The following is a 22,801-nucleotide window of genomic DNA, read 5'->3' on the forward strand; positions in this document are numbered from 1 at the left end:
GTTCCCGCGTTCGAATTCACTCGACTCGCTGACCAGTTCGATATCTTTCGGACTTTACCAATGCATTACCAAATCGGATAATCGAATAATCGTTTCTGCGTATCTAGGATCGCGGGCTATGACCGACACTCCACGCGGCAACTCCGCAGCCCGTGCGCGCTGGCAAACGTGTCTCAAGCTCGCCCGCGAGCTTCTTCTCATCGGGCCGGACGACAAGGACCTCAAGCTCAGCTATCTCGACACGCTGATCGATACGGGCGGCCTCGGACCGACCCCGCACCCCCGTAAGAAGATCCTCATCATCGGCGCCGGTATCACCGGCCTCGTCGCCGGACGTCTGCTCAAGGACGCGGGGCACGACGTCACCATCCTGGAAGCCAACGCCAGCCGTGTCGGCGGGCGCGTCAAGACCTTCCGCGCCACCAAGCACCATCAGCCCTTCGACGACTCCGCCCAGTACGCCGAGGCCGGGGCCATGCGGTTGCCCGACTTCCACCCGCTCGTCCTCGCCCTCGTCGACAAGCTCGGGCTCACCCGCCGCCAGTTCTACAACGTGGACATCGACCCCTCCACCGGCAGCGGCCCCGGCGTCAGGGTTCCCCCGGTCACGTACACCTCCTTTACCGGCCGGACCTGGACCCACGGCGAGGACAGCCCCGGCTTCCGGGAACCCGACAAGCGCGGCAACTCCTGGATCCGCGCCAACCGGGTGCAGGTGCGGCGTTCCGACTACGCCACCGCCCCCGAGCGGATCAACGAGGGCTTCCACCTCACCGACGACGAGGTCCGCGCCCCCGTCGTGCGGATGGTGGACGACGCGCTGGAGATCGTCCGCGACTACTACTCCGACGTGGTCGACGGGCGGCGCGTCAACAAGCCGTTCGACGAGTGGGTCGAGGGCTGGGCCCGGGTCATCCGTGACTTCGACGGCTACTCCATGGGTGGCTTCCTGCGGGAGCGCGGCGGGCTCAGCGACGAGGCGATCGAGGCCGTCGGCACGCTGGAGAACATGTCCTCGCGGCTGCACCTCTCCTTCTTCCACAGCTTCCTCAGCCGCAGCGACATCAACCCCGGTGTGCGCTACTGGGAGATCGAGGGCGGCAGTTGGCGCCTGCCCCACGCCCTCCACCAGGGCCTGCGCGACGAGGTGAAGCTCGGCCACCGCATGATCCGCCTCGAATACCACGACCCCAGCCGCGACACCGCCCCCGAGGGCGCCTGCGCCGTCGGACCCGACGGATGGGGCGTGGCCGTGCACACCGTCCCCGAGGACGACCCGCAGGCCGCGCCGCGCCAGTGGACCGCGGACCTGGCGATCGTCACCATCCCGTTCTCCGCGCTGCGCTTCGTGGAGATCGTCCCCTCGATGTCGTACAAGAAGCGCCGCGCCATCATCGAGACCCACTACGACCAGGCCACCAAGGTGCTGCTGGAGTTCAGCCGCCGGTGGTGGGAGTTCACCGAGGACGACTGGCGCAACGAGCTGGAGAGCATCGCACCCGGCCTCTACGACTACTACCAGACGAGCGGCGAGCAGGACGCCGAAGCCGCCCCCGCCCCCGCGTTCGCCGAGGCGGGCGTCACCGGTCTGCTCGGTGCCGCGGTCAAGGACAGCAGCGTCACCGACGACATGCGGAAGCTGGGCAGCACCATGCCCCTGCGCGGCCCCGCCGTCCGCCCCGCCTCCCACTGCTTCGGCGGCGGCTCCGCCACCGACAACCCCAACCGGTTCATGTACTACCCCTCGCACCAGGTCGAGGGCAGCACCGGTGGCGTGGTGCTCGCCTCGTACTCCTGGTCCGACGACGCCGCGCGCTGGGACTCCATGCGCCCCGACGAGCGCTACGTCTACGCCCTGCGCAACCTCCAGGCCCTGCACGGCCGCCGTATTGAGGTGTTCTTCACCGGCCGGGGCGCCACCAAGAGCTGGGCCCGCGATCCGTACGCGTTCGGCGAGGCCGCCATCTACACCCCGCACCAGATGACCAGCTTCCACCTGGACGTCTCCCGCCCCGAGGGCCCCGTCCACTTCGCCGGAGAGCACACCTCCCTCAAACACGCCTGGATCGAGGGCGCTCTGGAGAGCGCCATCCGCGCCGCCACCGCCGTCCACCAGGCCCCGCAGCTGACGACCCCGGGCCCGAACGCGGGGGGCCGCTCATGACGGCGTTCACGCCCGAGTGCACGGTCGCCCGCTATCTGGCCGGCCGCCTGGCCGAGCTGGGCATCACCCATCTGTTCGGCGTCCCCGGCAACCACCTGGGCCCGTTCCTCACCACCCTGCGGGCCGAGGGCGACATCGAGTGGGTCGGCACGCCCACCGAGGGCGGCGCGGGCCAGGCCGCCGACGCGTACGCCCGGATCCACGGCATCGGCGCGGCCGCGGTCACCTACAGCGTGGGCGCGTTCAACCTGCTCAACGCCTGCGGCGGCGCCTACGTCGAGCACGTCCCGCTCATCGCCATCAACGCCTGCCCGCCGTACGAGCAGTGGCAGAACTACCGCGCCGTCGGCCTGCTCACCTCCCATATGAGCCCCCGCCGGGAGAGCAACCTGGACGTCTACCGGCAGGTCACCGTGGAGGCGCAGGTCATCTCCAACCCGGGCCTCGCACCCGGTCAGATCGACGCCGCGCTCACCGCCTGCCTGTCCGAGCGCAGGCCCGTCTATCTGGAGGTCATGGAGGACCTGTGGGACGAGCCCTGTGCCGCCGCCGAACAGCCCCTCCTCCGCCGCGAGCGGCCGTTCAGCACGCGCAACCAGACCATGCTGGACAACGCGGTGGACGCCATCCTCACCCTGATCGAGAACCACCCCAGCCCGGACGGCAGGCCCCGCCCGATCGTGTGGGCGGGCGAGGAGATCGACCGGTTCCGCCTCGGCGACCAGCTCACCGACCTGACGGAAGCCACCGGAGTGCCGTTCTGCACCACGGTCGGTGCCAAGGCTGTCGTCGACGAGGAACCGCGGGAGTTCCACGGCGTCTACAACGGCCCGGCCAGCCACCCGGATGTGCACTGGATCTTCAAGGACTGGGCCACCTGCCGGATCGGCCTCGGCGCCTGGTCCACGTCGAAGAACCTCGGCGGGGACCAGTACGTCGGCACCGACTGGGTGATGGCCGCGCAGGGCGGCGTCAGCGTCGGCACCCGGTACTTCCCCGACGTCCAGCTCGAGCGGCTGCTGCCCGCCCTCCAGGACGCGCTGGTGAAGCGCTTCGGGTCGGGAGGTCTGGCCGCCGACTACTACGCCGAGGCCCATGCCCACCACGGCGCGTCCGTCGACCGCCCCGCCAGCCTGGGAAGTCACCGCGCCACCCTCCGTACCCGCGGCTCGCGCTCCCGGTCCGCCGAACGGCTCACCTACGACGGCGTGTTCGACCGGATCAACCACTTCCTGGGCGAGGAGAGCCCAGGGGACTGGACGGTCGTCTCCGACGCCGCGTTCTCCCTCATCGGCTCGATGAACCTGAGCCTGCCAGCGGGCGGGTTCCTGTCGCAGATCAGCTGGCTGTCCATCGGCTGGTCCGTCGGCGCGGCCACCGGCGCCGCGCTCGCCCCCGAGCGCGAGCACGCCCGCCCGATGGTGTTCGTCGGCGACGGCGCCTTCCAGGAGACCTGCCAGGAGATCTCCACCCACACCAGGCTCGGGCTGCGGTCGGTCGTGTTCGTCATGGACAACGGCCACTTCTACGGCATCGAGCAGATGCTGGTGCACCCGTCCTACTACGCCGACCGGGACTCCGGCGCGGGGGACGACGCGCAGGAGGCGGACTTCTACAACGTCCTCCACCCGTGGCACTACGACCGCCTCGCGGAGGTCTTCTCCGGCAAGAAGACCCCGGTGAACGGGATCAGCATCGCGCACACCTCCGAGCTGGACGAACTGCTGACCCGCCTCGCCGACCCCACCGACCCGCTCAACGCGGGGCCACTGCTGGTCCGCGTCCGCCTGCACCGGCATGACTACCCGCGGGCGATGGCCTACAAGGTGCAAGAGAAAAGGGGTTAGGAATATGTCCGAGTTCATCAACGTGATGATCGCGTTCGACGCGTACACGATCGCCCATCGCTATACGAGCGCGTCGAGGAATCCCGACGCGCCGACCCAGGTCGACCACAGCCTGATCTATATGACGACGCGTCAGGACCGCGTCGTCGGCACCTCGGGAGCCGAACTGAACTTCCGGGCCAATCCGAGGGACATCATCAGGTGGCGCGAGACGACGCTCTCGCTCAACAGCGAATACAGCGCCCTGCTGTACCGGTACGTGAGCAGCGATCCGCTGATCAGCACGCCACGGATCGTGGTGGGCGACGGCACCTATCCGATGCCGAAGGAGGGGTCCGACGGCAGGCCGGAATTCGTCACGCAGGACTACGAGGACCACTACTGGGAGGCGGACGTCCGCAAGACCGGCCGGGTCACGTACCGCTTCTACTTCCAGGTCCTGGACGGCGACCTGAAGCCGGTGGGCTACTTCCAGTGGGACCCGTTCATCACCATCGACAAACGCTCCTGACGACCCTCGCCGCGGTGGGGTAACACCCTCCCCGGCACACCACGTGGACGGCGCGCAGGCCCGCGCCGTCCACCCCGTCGTTCCTGGGGTCCGTGGGCGTCAGCGGATCCAGATGGCCCGCCCCAGCACGGCGATTTCGCCTCCGTCGGACTCGCCGTCGGGCGGGATCACATCGATGACGGGCCCGGAGCAGTCGTTGTTCATGTAGGCGAGCGCGTATTCGTTGGTTTGGTTGTACACGTGGAATCGGTTGTCCTCCAGCGGCACGGAAATGCAGCCGCTGGGGTTGACGGTGCGCCAGGTGCTGTTGAAGAGGTCGCCGTGAGCGGCGGAGGCCGATGGTGCCATGCCGAGGACGAGGGCTCCCGTGGCGGCCAGAATCCCTGCCGTGGTGGTGAGGCGGCGCATCATGCCGGACTCCTTCCCGGAGTGCTGCGGTCGGTGTGGCATATCCAGACCGACTGACCACCTACCTGGATACCGGTACCCACAGGAATTTCGGTGGAGCCCCGGTGGGCGGCAGGAGCCGGTCGATCCCGTCCCCCCTCTAGACAGGACTGGACATGTATGGCTAGCTTCCGGACATGACTGAACAGGTCCGCAAGCACCAGCGCGTCGCCCGCGTCCTGGCCCGTGAGATCCACAGCGGTGCCCTGGAGCCGGGCAGCAGGCTGCCCGGCGAACACGCGCTCACCCGGCGCTTCGCGGTCAGCCGGACCACCGTCCGCCAGGCGCTGGACGAGCTGAGCAAGCAGGGGCTGATCTCCACCCACGCCGGCGTCGGCTCGTTCGTCACCTTCGACGGAACCCTGCTGGACAACCGGCTGGGCTGGACCAGGGCCCTGGCCGACCAGGACGTCCGGATCACCACCGAGGTGCTGCGTCTCGAAGCGGTACGAGACGAAGCGCTGGCCGGGGAGCTGGAGACCGACGGTGGCCGCTTCCTGGCCCTGGACCGCCTGCGCGTCCTGCCCGGGAACACCCCCGTATCGCTGGAGCGCAGCAGGGTCCCGCTGACCCCCGCCCTCGCCGAGGTACCGCTGCGCGGCCTGGTGGACGGTTCGCTGACCAGGACCCTGGCCGAGGTGGGCATCCGCGCCACGTACGGGGACGAGTGGGCGTCGATCACCAGGCTGGACGCGGACGAGGCGGCCCTGCTGCGCCGTGGCGAGGGGGAGGTGTTCCTCCGTACGCGCCGGGTCAGCCGAGGGGCGGACGGCCGCGTCGTCGAGCACGTGACCAGCCTGCTGGACCCAGCCCGCTTCGAACTCCATCTCGGCTTCGGCGAGCCGCCCGGATGAGCCGCCGCCCCGTACCACTCAGCTCTGTACCGCACCCGCACCGCACCGACAGGAACCACCCTTGATGAACGACCAGCACGACCGCGCCCTCGGAGCCCTGTACGGCCTGGCGATGGGCGACGCGCTCGGCATGCCGACCCAGATCATGTCCCGGCGGTCGATCGTCACCCGGTTCGGCGCCGTCACCGGTTTCGAACCGGGCCCGGCCGACAATCCGGTGAGCGCCGGAATGCCCGCTGGATCGGTCACCGACGACACCGACCAGGCCGTCATCGTCGGCCGCCTGCTGGTCGACGGGAGCGGGCGCATCGATCCGACGCGGCTCGCCCAGGAGCTGCTGGAGTGGGAGCGCGCCATGAAGGCCAAGGGCTCCTTCGACCTGCTGGGCCCGTCCACCAAGGCCGCCCTGGAGGCCGTGTCCCGTGGCACACCGCCCGAGGAGGCGGGGAAGTCCGGCGCCACCAACGGAGCCGCCATGCGGATCACCCCGGTCGGCGTGGCCTTCCCCGACACACCGCTGGAGCCCTTCATCGACCAGGTCGCCGCGGCGTGCCAGGTCACCCACGACACCACCCTCGGCATCGCCTCCGCCGCCGCCGTGGCCGCGGCGGTGAGCCGGGGGATCGGCGGCGGTGGCCTGGAGGACGCCATCGCCGCGGCCATCACGGCCGCGACCGCCGGTGCCGAGCGCGGCCACTGGGTCTACGGGGCCGCCATCGCGGCCCGTATCGAATGGGCCGTGGAGCTGGTCCGGGGGCTGCCCGAGCAGCAAGCCCTGGACCTCATCAGCGACCTCGTGGGCACCAGCGTCGCCAGCCAGGAGTCGGTTCCCGCGGCCTTCGCCGTCCTGGCCCTGGCCGACGGCGAACCGTGGCGCGCCTGCCTGCTGGCCGCCAACCTCGGCGGCGACTGCGACACCATCGGCGCCATCGCCGGGGCCGTCGCCGGATCCCTCAGCGGCGCCTCCGGCCTCCCGGCCGACGCGCTCGCCACCCTCCGCTCCGTCAACGGCCTCGACCTGGCGCCGCTGGCCACCTCCCTCCTCGCACTGCGGGCCGCCGCGACCGGGTGACTGCTCTCCCCGAACAGAAAGACAGGTACGACCATGGCCGGATCAGACAACGACCGCGTCGGCGCGGTGGAGACACGTGGCATCGAGCCCGTGCCCGACGCCGAACGCCATGGCCACCCGGGGCAGATGTTCTGGACCTGGTTCGCGGCCAACATCAGCATCCTGGGTCTGCCGCTCGGCGCGGCGCTGGTCAGCTTCCGCGGCCTGAACATCTGGCAGGCGGCCATCGTGGCCGTGCTCGGCTCCTTCGGCTCGTTCGCCCTGGTGGGCGCCCTCAGCATCGCCGGAAAGCGCGGTGGCGCACCCGCGCTCACCCTGTCCCGGGCGGTGTTCGGGGTCCGGGGCAACGCGGGCCCCACGCTGGTCACCTGGCTGAGCAGGCTCGGCTGGGAGACGATCAACACGACCACGGCCGCCTTCGCCCTGCTGGCGCTGCTCGACGTCGCCTTCGGCGTGCGGAAGAACACCGTGCTCACCGTGGTCTGCCTGCTGGTCTTCATCGGCTGCACCCTGCTGATCAGCGGCCTCGGACACGCCACCATCATGTGGATCAACAAGTGGGCCACCTACGTCTTCGGCCTGCTCAACCTGGTCGTCATCGCCTTTCTCGTGGCCACCGTGGACTGGCACAAGGTCTTCCAGGCCCCGGCCGCCCCGGTGGGCGCCATGGTCGTGGGCACCGGCATGATCGCCGCCGGAACGGGCATCGGCTGGGCCAACGCCGGTGCGGATTACGCCCGTTACCTGCCCCGCCGGATCCCCGGCGGCAAACTCGTGGCCGCCTCGGCGTTCGGCGCGGGCATTCCCCTGGTCGTCCTCATCTCCCTCGGCTCGCTGCTCGCGGCGGGACAGCCGGACCTCGCCTCCGCGGCCGACCCGGTCTCGGCGATCAACGCGATGCTGCCCCGGTGGATGGCCATCCCGTACCTGATCGCCGCCTTCGGCGGGCTGCTGCTCTCCAACCACCTGTCCGTGTACTCGGCCGGGCTCACCATGATCACCCTGGGCATACGGGTCCGGCGCACCCTGGCCGTCGCCCTGGACGTGGTGGTCACCTTCGTCGGCGGCATCTACTTCATCCTGATCGCCAAGGACTTCTACGGTCCGTTCATCACGTTCCTCACCCTCCTCGCCGTCCCGATCACCGCATGGGTGGGCGTCTTCGCCGTCGACCTGCTCCTGAGGCGGTCGTACGACACCGACGCCCTGATGAACACCGGCCGCACCAGCCGCTACTGGTACCGGGGCGGCTACTCCTGGCCCGCCACCAGCGCATGGGCGGTGGCCATCGTGGTGGGGCTGTGCTTCACCGAAGCGGGCACCGGCGCCACCGACATCTGGTTCTCCGGACCGCTCTCGGACAGCTGGATCGGCACCAACGGACTGGGATGGGTGGCGACCCTCACCCTCGCCGCCGCCGTCTACGCCATGCTGCGCCGCCTGGACGGCATGGACCGCGGCGACGACACCTCCGCGCGGCACACCACGCCGCTCGCGCCGACCGCACAGGAGCACGCGTGAGTGGCAGGCTCGTACTCCTCGGCAACGCCATCATCGACCTGGTGATGCGGGTGCCGGAGGTGCCCGAGCGCGGTGGCGACACCGTGTCCACGGACACCACCTTCGCCACCGGCGGTGGCTTCAACGTCCTCGTGGCCGCACACCGCCTGGGTCTGCCCGCCCTCTACGCCGGAGCCCACGGCACGGGCCCGTTCGCGGACCGGGTGCGCGCCGACCTCGCACACGAGGGCATCGAGGTGCTGCTGCCGCCCCTGGCGGACACGGACACCGGATTCTGTGTCGCCTTCGTCGACGACGGCGGCGAGCGCACCTTCGCCACCAGCCCCGGGGCGGAGGCCAGGCTGACCGAGGCCGACGCGGCCACGGTGCTCGCCGCGCTGCGCCCCGGCGACCTGGTGCAGGTGTCCGGGTACGGGCTCGCCTACCCGGTGAACGGCCCGGTCCTGGCCTCGCTCATCACCCAGCTTCCCGACGACGTCAGGGTGTTCCTCGACCCGGGGCCACTGGTCGCCGACATTCCCCCGGACGTGCTGGAACCCGTCCTGGCGCGGTGCGACTGGATCACCTGCAACCAGCGTGAGGGACGGCTGCTGACCGGCCTGGACGACGCCCCGCGGATCGCGGCCGCGCTCGCCGCGCGGCTGGGCCCGGACACCGGGGTGATCGTACGGGCCGACGCGGCCGGATGCCGTCTCGTACCGCCCGGCGGCGAGGCCGTACACCTTCCCGGCCGCCGGGTGACCGCCGTCGACAGCAACGGCGCGGGCGACGCCCACACCGGCGCCTTCCTCGCCCTCCTCGCCAGCGGGCTGGCCCCGGTCGAGGCGGCGCGGGGCGCCAACGCGGCGGCCGCCTTCGCCGTCACCCGGCACGGCCCCGCCACCGGGCCGACCCGCGGCGAACTCCGCGGTTTCCTCGACGGCGACCCGCCGTCAGGAGCGGAGGGCGGCGGCCCGGTCCCGTAGTTCGCGCAGCGCCAGCCTCAGCAGCGGGTGGCGCTCGCTGCCGCGCCGGACGGCCGTGAACACCCGCCGCGTGGGGCGGTGGCCGTGGACCGGGCGCGTGGCGGCGCCGCCGAAGGCGATGCCGTGGAGCGCCGAGCGGGGCACCAGCGCCACACCCGCACCCGCCGAGACGAGGGCGCACACCGCCCGGGAGTCATCGGCGAGGCATTCCACCCGAGGCTGGAAACGGGCGTCCTCGCAGGCGCGCAGGACGACGTCGTGCACCGGGTTGCCCGGCCAGGGCGTAACCCACGGATCGTCGCTCAAGTCGGCCAGGTCGACCTCCGGGACGTCGGTCAGCCGATGGCCGGACGGCAGCACGACATCGAACGGCTCCGCGTACAACGGCTCGCGCAGCAGCTGCTCGCTGTTCTGACCGGGGATGTCCCGGTGCTCCACCGACAGGGCGATATCGACCGCACCGTCGATGAGGAGCCGTTGGCTCGCATGGCCTTCGGCGTCCTTCACACGGACCCGCACCTGCGGAGCGTCCTCCCGCAGCATCGCCACCGCCGGGGCCACCACTTCGGTGATCGCGCTGGCGAACGCGGCGATGGTCACTTCACCGGCCAGGCCCTCCGAGCACGCGGCCATCTCGGCCTCCGCCTGCTCCAGCTGCGCGGCGATCTTCGTCGCGTGTGCGGCCAGCACGGTGCCGGTGGGAGTCAGCCGGACGGTGCGCCCGCGCCGTTCCAGCAGGCCGTGGCCGACCTCCGCCTCAAGCGCGGCGAGCTGCTGCGATGCCGCGGACGGGGACATGTAGAGCGCCTGGGCGGCGGCGGTGACGGTGCCATGTTCGGCCAGCGCCCGCAGCACCCGGAGCCTGCGTGGATCGATCACACGACGGAGTAGACCAGAAGCGTGTCCATGAAGCAAAGCTTCATAAGCAACCGGGGAAATTGCCGATGGACCTCACAGCGGCGGCACCGCAGAGTGGTCCTTCATGAGGGCCGCGGTGGCCCTCGCCTGGTACGTCCCCCTCGATACCGATCATCGGCCCGTCGTCGGCGATATGCGCTGACATGCCCGCGTCATGTCCCGTCCCGCATGCTCACGCCCCACCCCCACGAAGGAAACCTCTGTGTCCATCACCGCGGACCATCGCCGCGAGCACGATCTCCTCGGCGACCGGGACGTCCCCGCCGACGCGTACTGGGGCATCCACACCCTGCGCGCCCGGGAGAACTTCCCCATCACCGGTACGGCGATCTCCGCGTACCCGCACCTGATCAACGCGCTCGCGGCGGTCAAGGAGGCCACCGCCCGCGCCAATGAAGACCTCGGACTCCTGGCCCCGGAGAAGGCCGCGGCCATCGTCGCCGCCTGCCAGGAGATCCGGAACGGCCGACTGCACGATCAGTTCACCGTGGACGTGATCCAGGGTGGCGCCGGTACCTCGACGAACATGAACGCCAACGAGGTCATCGCCAACCGGGCCCTGGAGATCCTCGGCCATGAGAAGGGCGAGTACGGCGTCCTCCACCCCAACGAACACGTCAACCTCAGCCAGTCCACCAACGACGTCTACCCGACGGCCCTCAAGGTCGCCACCGTCATCGCCGTCCATGAACTGCTTGACGCGATGGGTGTGTTGCGGGAGGCGTTCGCCGCCAAGGCCGAGGAGTTCCACGACATCCTGAAGATGGGCCGCACCCAGCTCCAGGACGCGGTGCCCATGACGCTCGGCCAGGAGTTCTCCTCGTACGCCGTGATGCTGGAGGAGGACCAGAGCCGGTTGCTGGAGGCATCCGGCCTGGTGCACGAGATCAACCTCGGCGCGACCGCGATCGGCACCGGCCTCAACGCCCCCAAGGGCTATGCCGAGGCCGCTCGCGGGCATCTGGAGGACATCACCGGGCTGCCGCTGATCACCGCCGCCAACCTGGTGGAGGCCACCCAGGACTGTGGCGCGTTCGTCCATCTGTCGGGCGTTCTCAAGCGCATCGCGGTCAAGCTGTCCAAGAGCTGCAACGATCTGCGGCTGCTCTCCTCGGGTCCGCGTGCCGGGCTCAATGAGATCAACCTGCCGCCGGTGCAGGCCGGTTCGAGCATCATGCCCGGCAAGGTCAACCCGGTCATCCCCGAGGTCGTCAACCAGGTGGCGTTCGAGGTGATCGGCAACGACGTGGCCATCACCATGGCCGCCGAGGCCGGACAGCTCCAGCTCAACGCCTTCGAGCCGATCATCCTGCACTCCCTCTCGGAGAGCGTCACCCACCTGCGCGCCGCCTGCCTGGTCCTCGCCGACCGGTGCGTCTCCGGCATCACCGCCAACGCCGACGAGCTGCGCGCCACCGTCGAGAACTCCATCGGCCTGGTCACCGCACTCAACCCCCACATCGGCTACACGGCCGCCACCCACATCGCCAAGGAAGCCCTCGCCACCGGGCGCGGAGTCGCCGAACTCGTCCTGGAGAAGGGACTGCTCCCGGCCGACCGGCTGGCCGCCCTGCTCCGCCCGGCCGAGATCGCCAGGACAACCGGCTGACGCCGATCACGGCCGCAGAGCCGCTGGCCACCACGTAACGCGTGCAACCTATGGAGTTCCCCCTATGAAGACACCTCAGATCCCCGATGAGCGCGCCGGAGGCGACTCCTCTGTGACGGCCTCGCCGACGCGCACCCGGCGCTGGTGGCGGCTGCCGCTCGGTGTGCAGTCGGCGCTCGCCGTCGGCCTCGGCGCGCTGATCGGAGCGCTCGCGCCGAACGTGGGCGAGCAGCTCAAAATCCTCGGGGACATCTTCCTGAACCTGGTGCAGATGGTCGTGCTGCCCCTGGTCTTCCCGCTGATCGTGCTGGGTGTCGCCCGCATGGAGTCGGTGAAGAAGGTGGGCCGGATCGCCGGTAAGGCCATCCTGTACTTCGAGATCGTCACCACGGTGGTCCTCGTGGTCGCGGTGACCCTGGCCGAGGTCACCGGCATCGGCAGGGGCGCCCCGGTCGCCGGTGGCGACACCAAGAGCCTGGAAACCATGGACCAGGGCGTCGACTTCCACGAGCTGATCCTCCACTCGGTCCCGAAGAACGTCTTCGCCGCGTTCGCCGAGGGCAACCTGCTCGCCGCGATCGTCTTCGCGCTCTTCCTCGGCGTCGGGATGGCGGCCATCGGCGAGAAGTCCGCGCCCGTCGCCTCGGTCCTGGAATCCCTCTCGTCGGCCATGTTCAAGGTCGTCGGCTATGTCATCCGCGTCGCTCCGGTGGGCGTCCTCGGCTTCATCAGCTACGACGTGGCGCACTACGGATTCGGCAACCTCAAGAGCCTCGCCGGTTTCATCGCCGTGGTCTACGCGGGCCTGGCCATCGTCCTCGGCGTGATTTTCCCGGCCATCGCGCTGATCTACCGCATCCGGTACGTGGACCTGCTCAAGACGATCGGCGGACTCGTCGGCATCGCCTTCATCACGCGCAGCTCCGAAGCGGTGCTGGCACCGCTGATGGGCAAGCTCGAAGACTTCGGCGTCAGCCGCTCGACGGCCTCGTTCGTCGTCCCCCTCGGCTACTCGTTCAACACCGACGGCTCCGTGCTCTACCAGGCCACCGCCCTGGTGTATCTCGCCCACGCCTACGGCACGGACACCTCGATCCCGTCGCTGCTGCTCATGGTCGGTGTCCTGGTGGTGCTGTCGAAGGGGATGGCGGGCGTCACCTCGGCCTCGATCGTCGTGCTCCTCGCCGCGGGCAAGACGATCGGCATCCCGCCCGAGGGGGTCGCGCTCCTGGTCGGCGTCGACTTCATCGTCGACATGGCCCGTACCGCGGTGAACGTCGTCGGGAACGCGCTGGCCGCCGCCGTCGTGGACCGTTCGGAGTCCAAGAGGAACGCCGGACAGGACACGCCGCGCGAGGCGGGGGAAGTGGCCGTACCCGACCACGAGCCCGTGAAGAGCTGACCGGGGTGAAGGGCCCGTCAGACGGCCACGTGGCGGGGCGCCTTGCGGGGGACACAGAAGAGCGCGAGGACGGCGGCCGTCAGATAGGCCGCCGCGCCGATGGCCATACTGGCCCGCAGCCCCGCGCTGAAGCTGGTCGAGGCGGCCAGCAGCGACCCTCCCAGCGCGACGCCCACGGCGCTGCCGATCTGGCGGGCGGTGTTGAAGAGGGCGGAGGCGGTGCCGGAGTACTCGTCCGGGGCGGCTGACATCACTGTGGCGGTCGACCCGGTGAGGGCGAAGGACGTGCCGAAGCCCGCCGCCATCATCGGTGCCACGAGCAGCGCGTAGCCCGGCTCCGGTCCGGCGGCGGCCCAGCCCGCCAGCCCCGCCGCTCCCAGGAGCATGCCCGTGAGCACCAGCGGACGGTGTCCGGTGCGGCGCGCAAGCCGCCCGGACAGGACGGAGGCGAACATCGTCATCACCACCGCCGGGAAGAGGGCGATCCCCGTGCGCAGCGCGGACAGGCCGCGCTGGTGCTGGAAGTACAGGCTGGCGGTGAAAATCATGCCGTAGAAGGCGAAGTTGAACAGCAGACCGATGGCCGCGCCCCCGCTCAGCGAGCGGGAGCGCAGCAGCCGCAGGGGCAGCACGGGGGTGCGGGCCAGGCGCTCGCGCAGGATGAACGCGACAGCGGCGAGCACACACAAACCGGCCCCGACGAGAATCAGCGGGTCCGCCGGGCCCCGTCGTCCCGCCTCGTTGAGGACGGCGATCAGCAGGGCCACCATCGCGATGAGCGCACACTGGGCGGGCCAGTCCACGGGGCGGTCCAGGCGCCGGGCCGAAGCGGGTACGTGGCGCAGCGTCAGCAGCAGACACGCGCAGCCGACGGGCAGGTTGATGAAGAACACCCAGCGCCACCCCACGGTGGTGACCAGCAGGCCGCCCAGGAGAGGGCCGACGGAGGCGGCGATGCCTGCCATCGAGCCCCACAGACCGAAGGCGCGCGAGCGCGCGGCGGGCGAGGGATACGCCTGCTGGAGGAGGGCGAGGGAGCCGGGCACGATCAATGCCGCGCCGAGTCCTTCCAGGAGCCGGGCGGCGACCAGGGTCCCCGCGCTCCGCGCCACCCCGCACCCGGCCGAGGCCACGGTGAACACCACCACCCCGGTGCAGAAGATCCGGCGGTTTCCCAGCCGGTCGCCCAGCGCGCCGCCGGTGAGCAGCAGACCGGCGAAGACCAGGGTGTAGCCGTCCGTGATCCACTGGATTCCGGTGATCGAGGCCGACAGCTCCCGTCCCACCACGGGAACGGCGACGTTGATGACGGTCACGTCCAGGATGACCATGAAATAGCCCGCGCAGACCGCGAGAAGCGGGGCCAGGGACCGGTCCGGAGCCCCGGCCCTGTCCGGCTGATCGGCCTGCGGAGTACCGGCGCGCACCATGGCGACACGGTATTCCCAGGACGCGTGCCTCCCACGGCTTGACCAGCTCAGCGGCGTGCCGGGCCGCTGGGAGTACTAGGATTCCGGTGGTTGGGTCCGGAGCAGCAGGGAGTTCGTCGTGGGTGAGCCGCGGTACGTGGTGATCGCGGGCGACCTCATGAGGAAGATCGCGGCGGGCCGGTGGGCTGTGGGCGACTTGCTGCCCACCGAGCCCGAGCTCGCCGCCGAGTACGGCGTCTCGCGGGAAACGCTGCGGCGGTCGTTGCGGCGTCTGGAAGAGGCCCGTCTCATCTCCCGGCATCCGGGAACGGGCACCCGGGTGGAACGCTCGGCGCCGGTCGCCGCGTTCACCGCGCAGCTCGGGAGCGTCGGGGATCTGACGCAGTACGGCGAGGCCGCCGTGCGGAGCGTCCTGTCGGTGGAGCCGGTGACGGTGGACGCCGCGCTGGCGGCCGTCACCGGACTGGCCGAGGGATCCAGGCAGGTGTGCGTCACCTCCACCCGGCGGGACCCCGGAAGGCCCGATGAGGTCGTGTCCTGGGCGCGGGTGTATCTGGGCCCGGAGGACGCCAAGGCGGTGGCCGGGGACCTGGAGGAGAGCCGCCGGCTGATCGCCGACTCGGTCGAGGCCCGCACCGGGCGCGCCGTGGAGCGGGTGGTGCAGCAGGTACGGGCGGTGGGCGTGTCCGCGGAGGCGGCGGCGTACCTCGGGGTGGCGCCGGGAACCCCAGGGCTGGAATTCGTACGCCGCTACTACGACGCCTCGGGTGCCCTGTTCGAGGTCGCCGTGAGCACGCACGCCGGTGACCGCTTCGTTTACGAGACGGTTCTGCAGCGGAATTAGCGCGACCGGCGCGCGTCGGCCGCACACCGTGAGCGACTGCCCGAACACCTTTCCGAACAACTCTTGACACTCGCTTTCTCGTGAGCATTCTTGTCTAGACACACCTCATGTCTAGACAAGGACGTGCTGCATGAGATCGCAACAGCAGCTTCTGGACACCGGCCCGCCCCCGGCGGCTCACAAGCCCTGGTACCGGGGGCTCATGGCACAGGTCGTCATCGCGATGGCCCTGGGCGTCGCCGTCGGCTTCGCCTTTCCCGGCTTCGCGGCGGACCTGAAGATCATCGGCGATCTGTTCCTGGCGCTGGTCAAAGCCGGGGTCGCGCCGCTGGTCTTCTTCACCGTGGTCATGGGCATCGCCTCGGCCGGAGATCTGAAGAAGGCCAGTCGCCTCGGGCTCGTGGCGCTCATCTACTTCGAGGTCGTCTCCACCGCCGCCCTGCTCATCGGCCTGGTGGCCGCGAACCTCTTCGGCGTGGGCAAGGGCGCGGGGGACCTCGCCTCGGGCGCCGACGCGTCCCAGGCGCCCCCGGCGGGGGAGGGCGAGCACGGGATCACCGCCTTCCTCCGGGACATCGTTCCCGACAACTTCGTCGGCGCCTTCTCCTCCGGGCAGCTCCTGCAGGTCGTCGTCGTGGCCGTCCTGTTCGGAGTCGGCCTCCTGGCGCTGAAGCCGCAGATGCGGGAGCGGATCAACTCGGGCCTCGAAGTCGTCTCGGAGGCGTTCTTCGGCTTCGTCAACGTCGTCATGAAGCTCGCCCCGATCGGGGCCTTCGGCGCCATCGCGTACTCGGTGGGCACCAGCGGCGGCGCGATGCTCCTGGCCCTGACCGAACTCGTCCTCCAGTACTGGCTGGTCGTCGCCGTGTTCGTATTCGGCGTCCTGGGGCTCGTCTGTCTGATCGCCGGATTCAACATCTGGCGCATCCTGCGTTACGTGCGCGTCGAGATGACGCTCGTCCTCGGCACCGCATCGTCCGAAGCCGCGCTGCCCGGGCTGCTGAAGAAGCTGGTCAGGGCCGGATGTTCGAAGCAGAGCGTCGGCCTGATCGTGCCCACCGGCTACGCCTTCAACCTCGACGGCACCTCCCTCTACATGTCCATCTGCACCCTGTTCGTCGCCAACGCCTACGGGATCCCGATGGGCATCCCCGAACAGCTCGGCCTGCTGCTCATCATGCTGCTGACGTCCAAGGGCGCGGCCACTGTGTCCGGCGGGACGTTCGTCGTCTTCGCCTCCACCGTCGCCGCGACCGGCAACCTCCCGGTCGAGGGCACGGCCGTGCTCTTCGGCGTCTACCGCTTCATGTCGATGGCCACCGCGTTCTGCAACACCTTCGGCAACGTCGTCGCCACCTTCGTACTGGCCAAGTGGTGCAAGGAGATGGACGTCCACACGGTACGGCGGGCCCTGGTCGACCCCGACGCGTTCCTCGCCGAACCCGAACCCGAACCCGAACCCGAACCCGAACCCGAGTCCGCTCCCGAGCCCGATCGATACGACATGCCCCGCCCCCGCCCCACCACCGCGAAGTGAGCCAGCGAATGAGCAGCACCGTCTTCGATTCCCTGCTGTTCCGCGACATGTTCGGCACCCCGGACATGCGCGAGGTCTTCAGCGACACCGCCTACGTCCAGCGCATCATCGACACCGAGATCGCCCTCGCCCGCTCCCAGGCCAAGGTGGGCATCATCCCCGCCGAGGCGGCGGAGAACATCGCCGCCGGGGCCGACGCCGAGGGTCTCGACCTGGAGCGGCTGCGCACGGAGACGGAGATCGTCGGCTATCCGGTCCTGCCGGTCGTCAGGCAGGTGGCGGAGCAGTGCGGGGACGCGGGCCGGTACCTCCACTGGGGCGCCACCACCCAGGACGTCATGGACACCGCGGTGATGCTCCAGTGCAAGAGCGGCGTCGCGCTCCTCCAGGACCGGCTCGACCGCGTACGCCGCGCCCTCCAGCAGCTCGCGGACGACCACGCCGACACCGTCACCGCCGGACGCACCCACCTTCAGCACGCCCTCCCCGTCACCTTCGGCTACCGCTGCGCCGTATGGCTCTCCGCCCTGGACCGGCACGCTGAGCGCCTGGAACAGGCCCGCCGACGCGCCCTGATGGTGCAGTTCGGTGGCGCCGCGGGCACCCTGGCCTCCCTCGGCCCGGGCCCGGAGGGCCTGGAGACCCGGGCCGTCCTGGCCGCCGAACTGGAGCTACGCGACCCCGAGATCACCTGGCACGTCGCCCGTGACGGACTCGTCGAACTCGTCACGCTGTTCGCCGCGATCGGCGGCTCACTGGGCAAGATCGCCTGGGACGTGATGATGATGTGCTCCTCCGAATTCGGCGAAGTGGCGGAGCCCTTCGTCCCGGGGCGGGGAGCCAGCTCGACCATGCCGCAGAAGCGCAATCCCATCTCCAGCGAGCTGATGTTCGCGGCCGCCAAACTGCTCCGCGACAGGTCCACGACCGTCCTCGACGCCATGATGCAGGACTTCGAACGCGCCACCGGCCCCTGGCACCTGGAGTGGGCCGCGGTGCCCGAGGCATTCCTGCTCCTGTCCAGCTCCCTCCACCAGGCCGAGTTCATGCTCTCCGGACTGGAGGTGAACGTCGACAGGATGCGTCAGAACACCCACATCACCGGAGGGCTCATCGTCGCCGAAGCCGTCATGATGGACGTCGCGCCCGTCCTGGGCCGCCAGCGGGCCCACGATGTCGTCTACGAGGCCTGCCGCGCCGCCATCGAGACCGGTACCACCCTGGAGGCCGAACTCCACGGCCACGCCGAGCTGGTGAAGCGGCTGGGCGCCGAACGGATCAGCGAGCTGTGCGATCCCGCCCGCTATCTGGGGAGCGCGACCACCATGGCCCGCGGTGTGGCCCGCACCCCTCGATAGAGGTGGCCGTGTGGCCGCACCCGGCCACCGTGCCCCCGGGAAACTCAGGGTGGCGTGGTGGGCGGGTACGGCCGGTGTACGGGTCCGTCAGCCGGGAGCCGTTGTCAGCCGTCCGTGGACCGGACGGTGGCCATGACCTTCTTGATCTCGGTGTCCGTCAGCGCGTTCGGCACACCCTGGTCCGCGTAGATCACCCAGCCGTGCATGGTGCCGTCCGGCAGCTTCTGCGCGATGCTGTGCACGACCGCGGTCGGCGGGACACACTTGCTGGGGCGGTTGGTGACGGTGACCTTCGCGGTCGCGGTGTAACCGCTGATCCCGCCTTCCTTCCACGGCTTCGGCTGGCTGACCTCGATCTTCGGCTTGTGGTCCGGACCGCCGTACGCGGCGAAGCCCCAGTTGCCCGCCCAGTTGCGGGCGTTCTCCTGCAGGCTGCCGTCCGTGCCGCCGCCCGTGGTGCCCACGGTGGCGAGCTGACCCTTGCCCGCCTCACCCATGGCCTTCGGGTTGGGGCTCGACGAGCAGCCGCCCTCACGGTAGTTGGCGGACCCGGTCATGACGACGATCGGCTTGCCGTTCTGGTCCGTGTAGGAGAGGGCCGTGTCGGCGCCGAGGACCTTCCACTTGTCGGCCTTGGCGGGCACGTCATAGCTGAAGTGGTGCTTCTGCGATGTCTGCGTCTGCCATCCCGCGGCCACCGGCTTGTCGGCCGAGGAGCCCGTCGGGGCGGACGACGGGGACGAGTCCGCCGAGGGCGCCTTCGACCCCGCCGCACCGGTGTCCTTATCCGCGGCCTTGGTGTCTTCGTTGCATCCGGTCAGGGCGACGGCCATGCCGATGCCGAGGGCCGCGATCAGGGTCTTCTTCGGAGCGTTGCGCAGGAAAGCTTTTGACTGAGACATGATCGACACCCTAAGTGAACAGCGCTTTCGCGCCATCCACCGGGTGGGTGTCTGCTACGAGACGGATACGCGCTCGTGACACATCGCTCACAGCGTGGCGAGTTCACCCAGAACTCGCGCCGCCGGTGCCGGGTCGGTCAGCCACTTCAGATGGCTGCCGTCGAGGGTGCGGACGTCGTACGGGTTGTCCGGCGTCAGCGCGTCGCCCTCGCGGATCAGCCGGTCCTGCAGGGCGAGCGGCAGGCTCGCGTCATCGGCCAGCCGTACGTAGGTCTTCGGGAGGCGGCCCCAGGTCGCGGCCTGAGCCCGGTCGGCGGAACTTCCGACGTCCAGGTTCTCGTCGGGCTGGAACGTGTTCAGGAACGTCAGGAACTCGTCGTCGGTGCCATCGGCGAAGAAGGCCGCCTTGAACGCCGCGAGCACGTCCGGATCCGCAGTGCGGAAGTTGGTGCGGAGCAGGCCCAGTTCCGCCGGGTTCCCGGCCATCGCCGGAGCCAGCGACGCCACGTCGACGGTGGCCATCTCCGGCTCGGCGTAGTAGCCGCCCACGTCCAGATCGACCGGGCACCAGGCCGAGACGTAGACGATGCGGTCGATCAGGTCCGGCCGGGCGTTGGCCGCGGCGGTGGCCGTGACACCGCCACGGCTGTGCGCGACGAGGATGACCGGACCGTTGCGCTTGGCCCGTTCCAGGACCGCGATCAGGTGAGCCGCGTTGTCCGCGAGGGTGACGCCCTTGATCGAGCCCGGTGCGGTGGCGAACTCTTCAAGGTCCTGCGGCGCCTGATAGGCGCGCGGGTAGGTTGCCCCGAAGCCATGGCCCGGCAGATCGACGGCGACCGAACGGTGCCCGAGGAGGCCGAGTTCGGCCTGGAGTGGTGCGAAGGAGAAGGAGTTCGCGAAAGCTCCGTGAACCAGTACAAACGTAGGCTGCATTGGCTCACCTTACTCAGCGGAACCGGAGCCGTGGCGCGAACTCCTCCCGACCTCATCACCGCACGGGATCAGCGTCCGTGGTGGTGCATCACATGCTTGGTGCGCGAGAAGTCCTCCAGCGCGTAGACCGACAGGTCCCGGCCGTAGCCGGATCCCTTGAAGCCGCCCCAGGGAGCTTCGCAGGCCAGGACGAGGTGTGAGTTCACCCAGACCGTTCCGCTGTCCAGGCGCGCGGCGATGGCGTGGCTGCGGCGGGCGTTCTCGGTCCACACCGACGCCGACAGGCCCAGCGGGGTGTCATTGGCCCGCCGTACCGCCTCGTCCTCGTCGGCGAAGGTCTCGACCGTGACCACGGGGCCGAAGATCTCCTGGCGAGTGGCTTCCGCTCCCTCGGGGAGGCCGACCAGCACGGTCGGGGCGATGAAGTAGCCGGGCCCGTCGAGAGCTTCGCCCCCGGTCGCCACGCGGGCGCCGTCCTTCTTCGCGCGCTCCAGGTACCCGGTGACGCGGTCGAAGTGTGCCTTCGAGACCATGGGGCCGACCTCGGTCTCCTCGCCCGCGCGTGGCTCGCCGACCGCCAACGACCCTACCTCGCCGACGAGTTGTTCCGTGAACCGCTCGGCGACCGATTCATGGACGAGGATCCGGCAGGCGGCCCCGCACTCCTGGCCCGCGTTCCAGAACGCGGCGGTGCGCAGGGACGAGGCGGCGGCCGCGAGATCGGCGTCCGGGAAGATCAGAACCGGGGCCTTGCCGCCGAGTTCGAGGTGCACGCGCTTGAGAGTGTCCGCGGCGGCCCGGGCCACGGCGCGGCCGCTGGGGACCGAACCGGTCAGGGCGATCATGTCCACGTCCGGGTGCTCGGCGAGCCGGGCGCCGGTCACCGCGCCGTAGCCGGTCACCACGTTCACCACTCCCGGCGGCAGAAGACCGGCGACGAGTTCGGCGAACTTCAGCGTCGTCAGCGGAGTCTGCTCGGACGGCTTGATGACCAGGGTGTTACCCGCGGCGAGAATGGGCGCGATCTTCCAGGCCGCCATCAGCAGGGGATAGTTCCACGGTGTGATCACCCCGATGACCCCGAGTGGTTCCCGCAGAATGACCGACAGGTGGTCCTCGGCGTACTCCCCGGCGGCCATCGAGGTGGTCGCGCGCGACGCACCGGCCATGAAGCGGAAGGCGTCGATGGTCATGGCGACGTCGTCCCGGGACACCTCGAGCGGCTTACCGGTGTTCGCCGACTCCAGCCGGACGAGGAGGTCGGTGTGCTCGGCCAGCCGGTCGGCGATGGCGTGCAGCACCTCCGAGCGGTCCTTGGGGACCAGCCGCGCCCAGGTGTCCTTCGCCCCCGCCGCGGCGGCCACGGCCCGGTCGATGTCCTCGGCGGTGCCCTCGGGAATCCGGGCGATGACGCTCTCCGTGCTCGGATCGACCACCTCGATGACGCGCTCGGACGAGCCCTCGGGGAACGTTCCGCCGATGAAATGACGGGCCGGAGGGAGGTCGGCGGGGGAGATCAGCGGCGGGGCGTCATCCGGTGCGCGGCGGACGGTGGCCGCCGTGGGTCCGGTGGCCGTCGTGGGTCCGGTGGAAGTCGTCATGCCAGCTCCTCGATCAGGGCGGAGATCCTGGTGGCCGTGGCGGCGTCGAGGCCGAGCACCGGTTCGCGCGGAGGCCCGATGGGGAACCCGGACGCCTCCAGGGCGGCCTTGACCGCCGGAATGAACGGAGCGGACATCATCGCGTCCATCAGCGGGTAGATCCGCGCCCACTGCGCTCGCGCGCGCCCAAGTTCGCCGTCGCGCAACGCACGGTGGATGGAGACGAGTTCGGCCGGAATCACGTTCGCCGTCCCGGCCATGATCCCGGCGGCGCCCTCGGAGATGGCCTGGAGCAGGAGGCTGTCCCAGCCGATGAAGGTGGAGATGACGTCGCCGTACCGGTGGATCAGCTGCCCGGCCTGCGCCATGTCGGCGCTGGTGTCCTTGATGTACTGGATGTTCTCGACCTCGCGGGCGAGCTGCCCGACCGTCTCCGGTGGGAGCGGCACACCGGTGGCCGCGGGCAGGTTGTAGAGCATGATGGGGATGTCCACGGCATCGGCCACGGTGCGCAGATAGCGCAGCGTCTCCTCCAGCGTCAGCGGCTCGTAGTACGGGGCCACCACCATCAGGACCGAGGCTCCGGCGGACTGCGCGTGGCGGGAGAGCGCGACCGCCTCCTTCGTGCTCAGCGCACCGGTCTGGGCGATCACCGGCACCCGTCCGGCCACCTGGTCGATGACGGTCTCGACCACCTGGCGCCGCTCCGCGCCGTTCATCGCCGCGAACTCACCGGTGGAACCGCAGGCCACGACGCCGTCGACCCCGCCGTCGACACTGCGGTCGACCAGGCGGCGCAGTGTCTTCTCGTCAATCTGCCCGTCCGGCGCGAACGGTGAGGCAAGGGCGGTCAGGACACCGCTCAGCTGTGACGACATGCTTG

General features: G+C 70.0%; 19 protein-coding genes. 12 read left to right on the forward strand and 7 right to left on the reverse strand.

Going from position 1 to position 22,801, the window contains the following annotated elements; all coding sequences use genetic code 11:
• The first annotated feature begins 118 nt into the window (after positions 1-118).
• The 3 genes from ACWC5C_RS21520 to ACWC5C_RS21530 are packed head-to-tail and all read left to right on the forward strand — an operon-like array spanning position 119 to position 4,522.
• On the forward strand, positions 119-2,164 hold the full coding sequence (locus ACWC5C_RS21520; RefSeq protein ID WP_450877519.1) for an FAD-dependent oxidoreductase: 2,046 nt from the start codon (positions 119-121) through the stop codon (positions 2,162-2,164).
• Positions 2,161-4,011: a thiamine pyrophosphate-binding protein gene (locus ACWC5C_RS21525; RefSeq protein ID WP_450877521.1), complete on the forward strand. Its 1,851-nt coding sequence runs from the start codon at positions 2,161-2,163 to the stop codon at positions 4,009-4,011. Before ACWC5C_RS21520 ends, ACWC5C_RS21525 begins: the two co-directional genes overlap by 4 nt.
• A gap of 4 nt (positions 4,012-4,015) precedes the next feature.
• Positions 4,016-4,522 (forward strand): inclusion body family protein, encoded by a 507-nt coding sequence (locus ACWC5C_RS21530; protein WP_385437910.1) that lies wholly within the window; start codon positions 4,016-4,018, stop codon positions 4,520-4,522.
• Between the two features lie 99 nt (positions 4,523-4,621).
• On the opposite strand, the gene ACWC5C_RS21535 is transcribed toward ACWC5C_RS21530, so the two are convergent.
• The gene (locus tag ACWC5C_RS21535; protein ID WP_450877524.1) at positions 4,622-4,933 is read right to left on the reverse strand and encodes a hypothetical protein; all 312 of its coding nucleotides are present in this window, start codon (positions 4,931-4,933) and stop codon (positions 4,622-4,624) included.
• Between the two features lie 173 nt (positions 4,934-5,106).
• On the opposite strand from ACWC5C_RS21535, the gene ACWC5C_RS21540 reads away from it, so the two are divergent.
• The 4 genes from ACWC5C_RS21540 to ACWC5C_RS21555 all read left to right on the forward strand — a co-directional run bounded on the left by ACWC5C_RS21540 (position 5,107) and on the right by ACWC5C_RS21555 (position 9,381).
• The gene (locus ACWC5C_RS21540) at positions 5,107-5,823 is read left to right on the forward strand and encodes a GntR family transcriptional regulator (RefSeq protein ID WP_450877526.1); all 717 of its coding nucleotides are present in this window, start codon (positions 5,107-5,109) and stop codon (positions 5,821-5,823) included.
• 64 nt (positions 5,824-5,887) lie between these two features.
• Complete coding sequence (locus tag ACWC5C_RS21545) at positions 5,888-6,895, forward strand: ADP-ribosylglycohydrolase family protein (RefSeq protein ID WP_450877528.1); 1,008 nt, start codon at positions 5,888-5,890, stop codon at positions 6,893-6,895.
• Between the two features lie 33 nt (positions 6,896-6,928).
• The gene (locus ACWC5C_RS21550; RefSeq protein ID WP_450877530.1) at positions 6,929-8,416 is read left to right on the forward strand and encodes a purine-cytosine permease family protein; all 1,488 of its coding nucleotides are present in this window, start codon (positions 6,929-6,931) and stop codon (positions 8,414-8,416) included.
• Complete coding sequence (locus ACWC5C_RS21555) at positions 8,413-9,381, forward strand: PfkB family carbohydrate kinase (protein WP_450877532.1); 969 nt, start codon at positions 8,413-8,415, stop codon at positions 9,379-9,381. The genes ACWC5C_RS21550 and ACWC5C_RS21555 overlap by 4 nt, the downstream gene beginning before the upstream one ends.
• Here the strand turns inward: ACWC5C_RS21555 and ACWC5C_RS21560 are convergent.
• Complete coding sequence (locus tag ACWC5C_RS21560; RefSeq protein WP_450877534.1) at positions 9,349-10,260, reverse strand: LysR family transcriptional regulator; 912 nt, start codon at positions 10,258-10,260, stop codon at positions 9,349-9,351. The genes ACWC5C_RS21555 and ACWC5C_RS21560 overlap by 33 nt on opposite strands.
• 247 nt (positions 10,261-10,507) lie before the next feature.
• Between ACWC5C_RS21560 and aspA the strand changes: the two genes are divergently transcribed.
• Together aspA and ACWC5C_RS21570 are read left to right on the forward strand one after the other, a co-directional pair.
• Positions 10,508-11,908, forward strand: coding sequence for an aspartate ammonia-lyase (gene aspA / locus ACWC5C_RS21565; RefSeq protein WP_450877856.1), 1,401 nt, complete (start codon positions 10,508-10,510; stop codon positions 11,906-11,908).
• A 64-nt stretch (positions 11,909-11,972) separates the two neighbouring features.
• Positions 11,973-13,310: a dicarboxylate/amino acid:cation symporter gene (locus ACWC5C_RS21570; protein ID WP_450877536.1), complete on the forward strand. Its 1,338-nt coding sequence runs from the start codon at positions 11,973-11,975 to the stop codon at positions 13,308-13,310.
• 17 nt (positions 13,311-13,327) lie between these two features.
• Here ACWC5C_RS21570 and ACWC5C_RS21575 read toward each other — a convergent pair whose 3' ends face one another.
• On the reverse strand, positions 13,328-14,740 hold the full coding sequence (locus tag ACWC5C_RS21575) for an MFS transporter (RefSeq protein ID WP_450877538.1): 1,413 nt from the start codon (positions 14,738-14,740) through the stop codon (positions 13,328-13,330).
• Between the two features lie 118 nt (positions 14,741-14,858).
• Between ACWC5C_RS21575 and ACWC5C_RS21580 the strand changes: the two genes are divergently transcribed.
• From ACWC5C_RS21580 to ACWC5C_RS21590, 3 genes are all read left to right on the forward strand, one after another.
• A complete protein-coding gene (locus ACWC5C_RS21580; protein WP_450877540.1) occupies positions 14,859-15,584 on the forward strand; it encodes a GntR family transcriptional regulator in 726 nt (241 codons plus the stop codon).
• Between the two features lie 130 nt (positions 15,585-15,714).
• The gene (locus ACWC5C_RS21585) at positions 15,715-17,121 is read left to right on the forward strand and encodes a cation:dicarboxylate symporter family transporter (protein WP_450877542.1); all 1,407 of its coding nucleotides are present in this window, start codon (positions 15,715-15,717) and stop codon (positions 17,119-17,121) included.
• A gap of 8 nt (positions 17,122-17,129) precedes the next feature.
• On the forward strand, positions 17,130-18,479 hold the full coding sequence (locus ACWC5C_RS21590; protein WP_450877544.1) for a class-II fumarase/aspartase family protein: 1,350 nt from the start codon (positions 17,130-17,132) through the stop codon (positions 18,477-18,479).
• A gap of 104 nt (positions 18,480-18,583) precedes the next feature.
• Here the strand turns inward: ACWC5C_RS21590 and ACWC5C_RS21595 are convergent, their stop codons facing one another.
• The 4 genes from ACWC5C_RS21595 to ACWC5C_RS21610 all read right to left on the reverse strand — a co-directional run bounded on the left by ACWC5C_RS21595 (position 18,584) and on the right by ACWC5C_RS21610 (position 22,796).
• A complete protein-coding gene (locus tag ACWC5C_RS21595) occupies positions 18,584-19,381 on the reverse strand; it encodes a hypothetical protein (protein ID WP_450877546.1) in 798 nt (265 codons plus the stop codon).
• 87 nt (positions 19,382-19,468) lie between these two features.
• Complete coding sequence (locus ACWC5C_RS21600; protein WP_450877548.1) at positions 19,469-20,317, reverse strand: alpha/beta hydrolase; 849 nt, start codon at positions 20,315-20,317, stop codon at positions 19,469-19,471.
• 68 nt (positions 20,318-20,385) lie between these two features.
• On the reverse strand, positions 20,386-21,918 hold the full coding sequence (locus tag ACWC5C_RS21605; RefSeq protein WP_450877550.1) for an aminobutyraldehyde dehydrogenase: 1,533 nt from the start codon (positions 21,916-21,918) through the stop codon (positions 20,386-20,388).
• The gene (locus tag ACWC5C_RS21610; RefSeq protein ID WP_450877552.1) at positions 21,915-22,796 is read right to left on the reverse strand and encodes a dihydrodipicolinate synthase family protein; all 882 of its coding nucleotides are present in this window, start codon (positions 22,794-22,796) and stop codon (positions 21,915-21,917) included. Before ACWC5C_RS21610 ends, ACWC5C_RS21605 begins: the two co-directional genes overlap by 4 nt.
• Between the last annotated feature and the right edge of the window lie 5 nt (positions 22,797-22,801).

It is taken from the genome of Streptomyces sp. NPDC001700, from assembly GCF_053596435.1.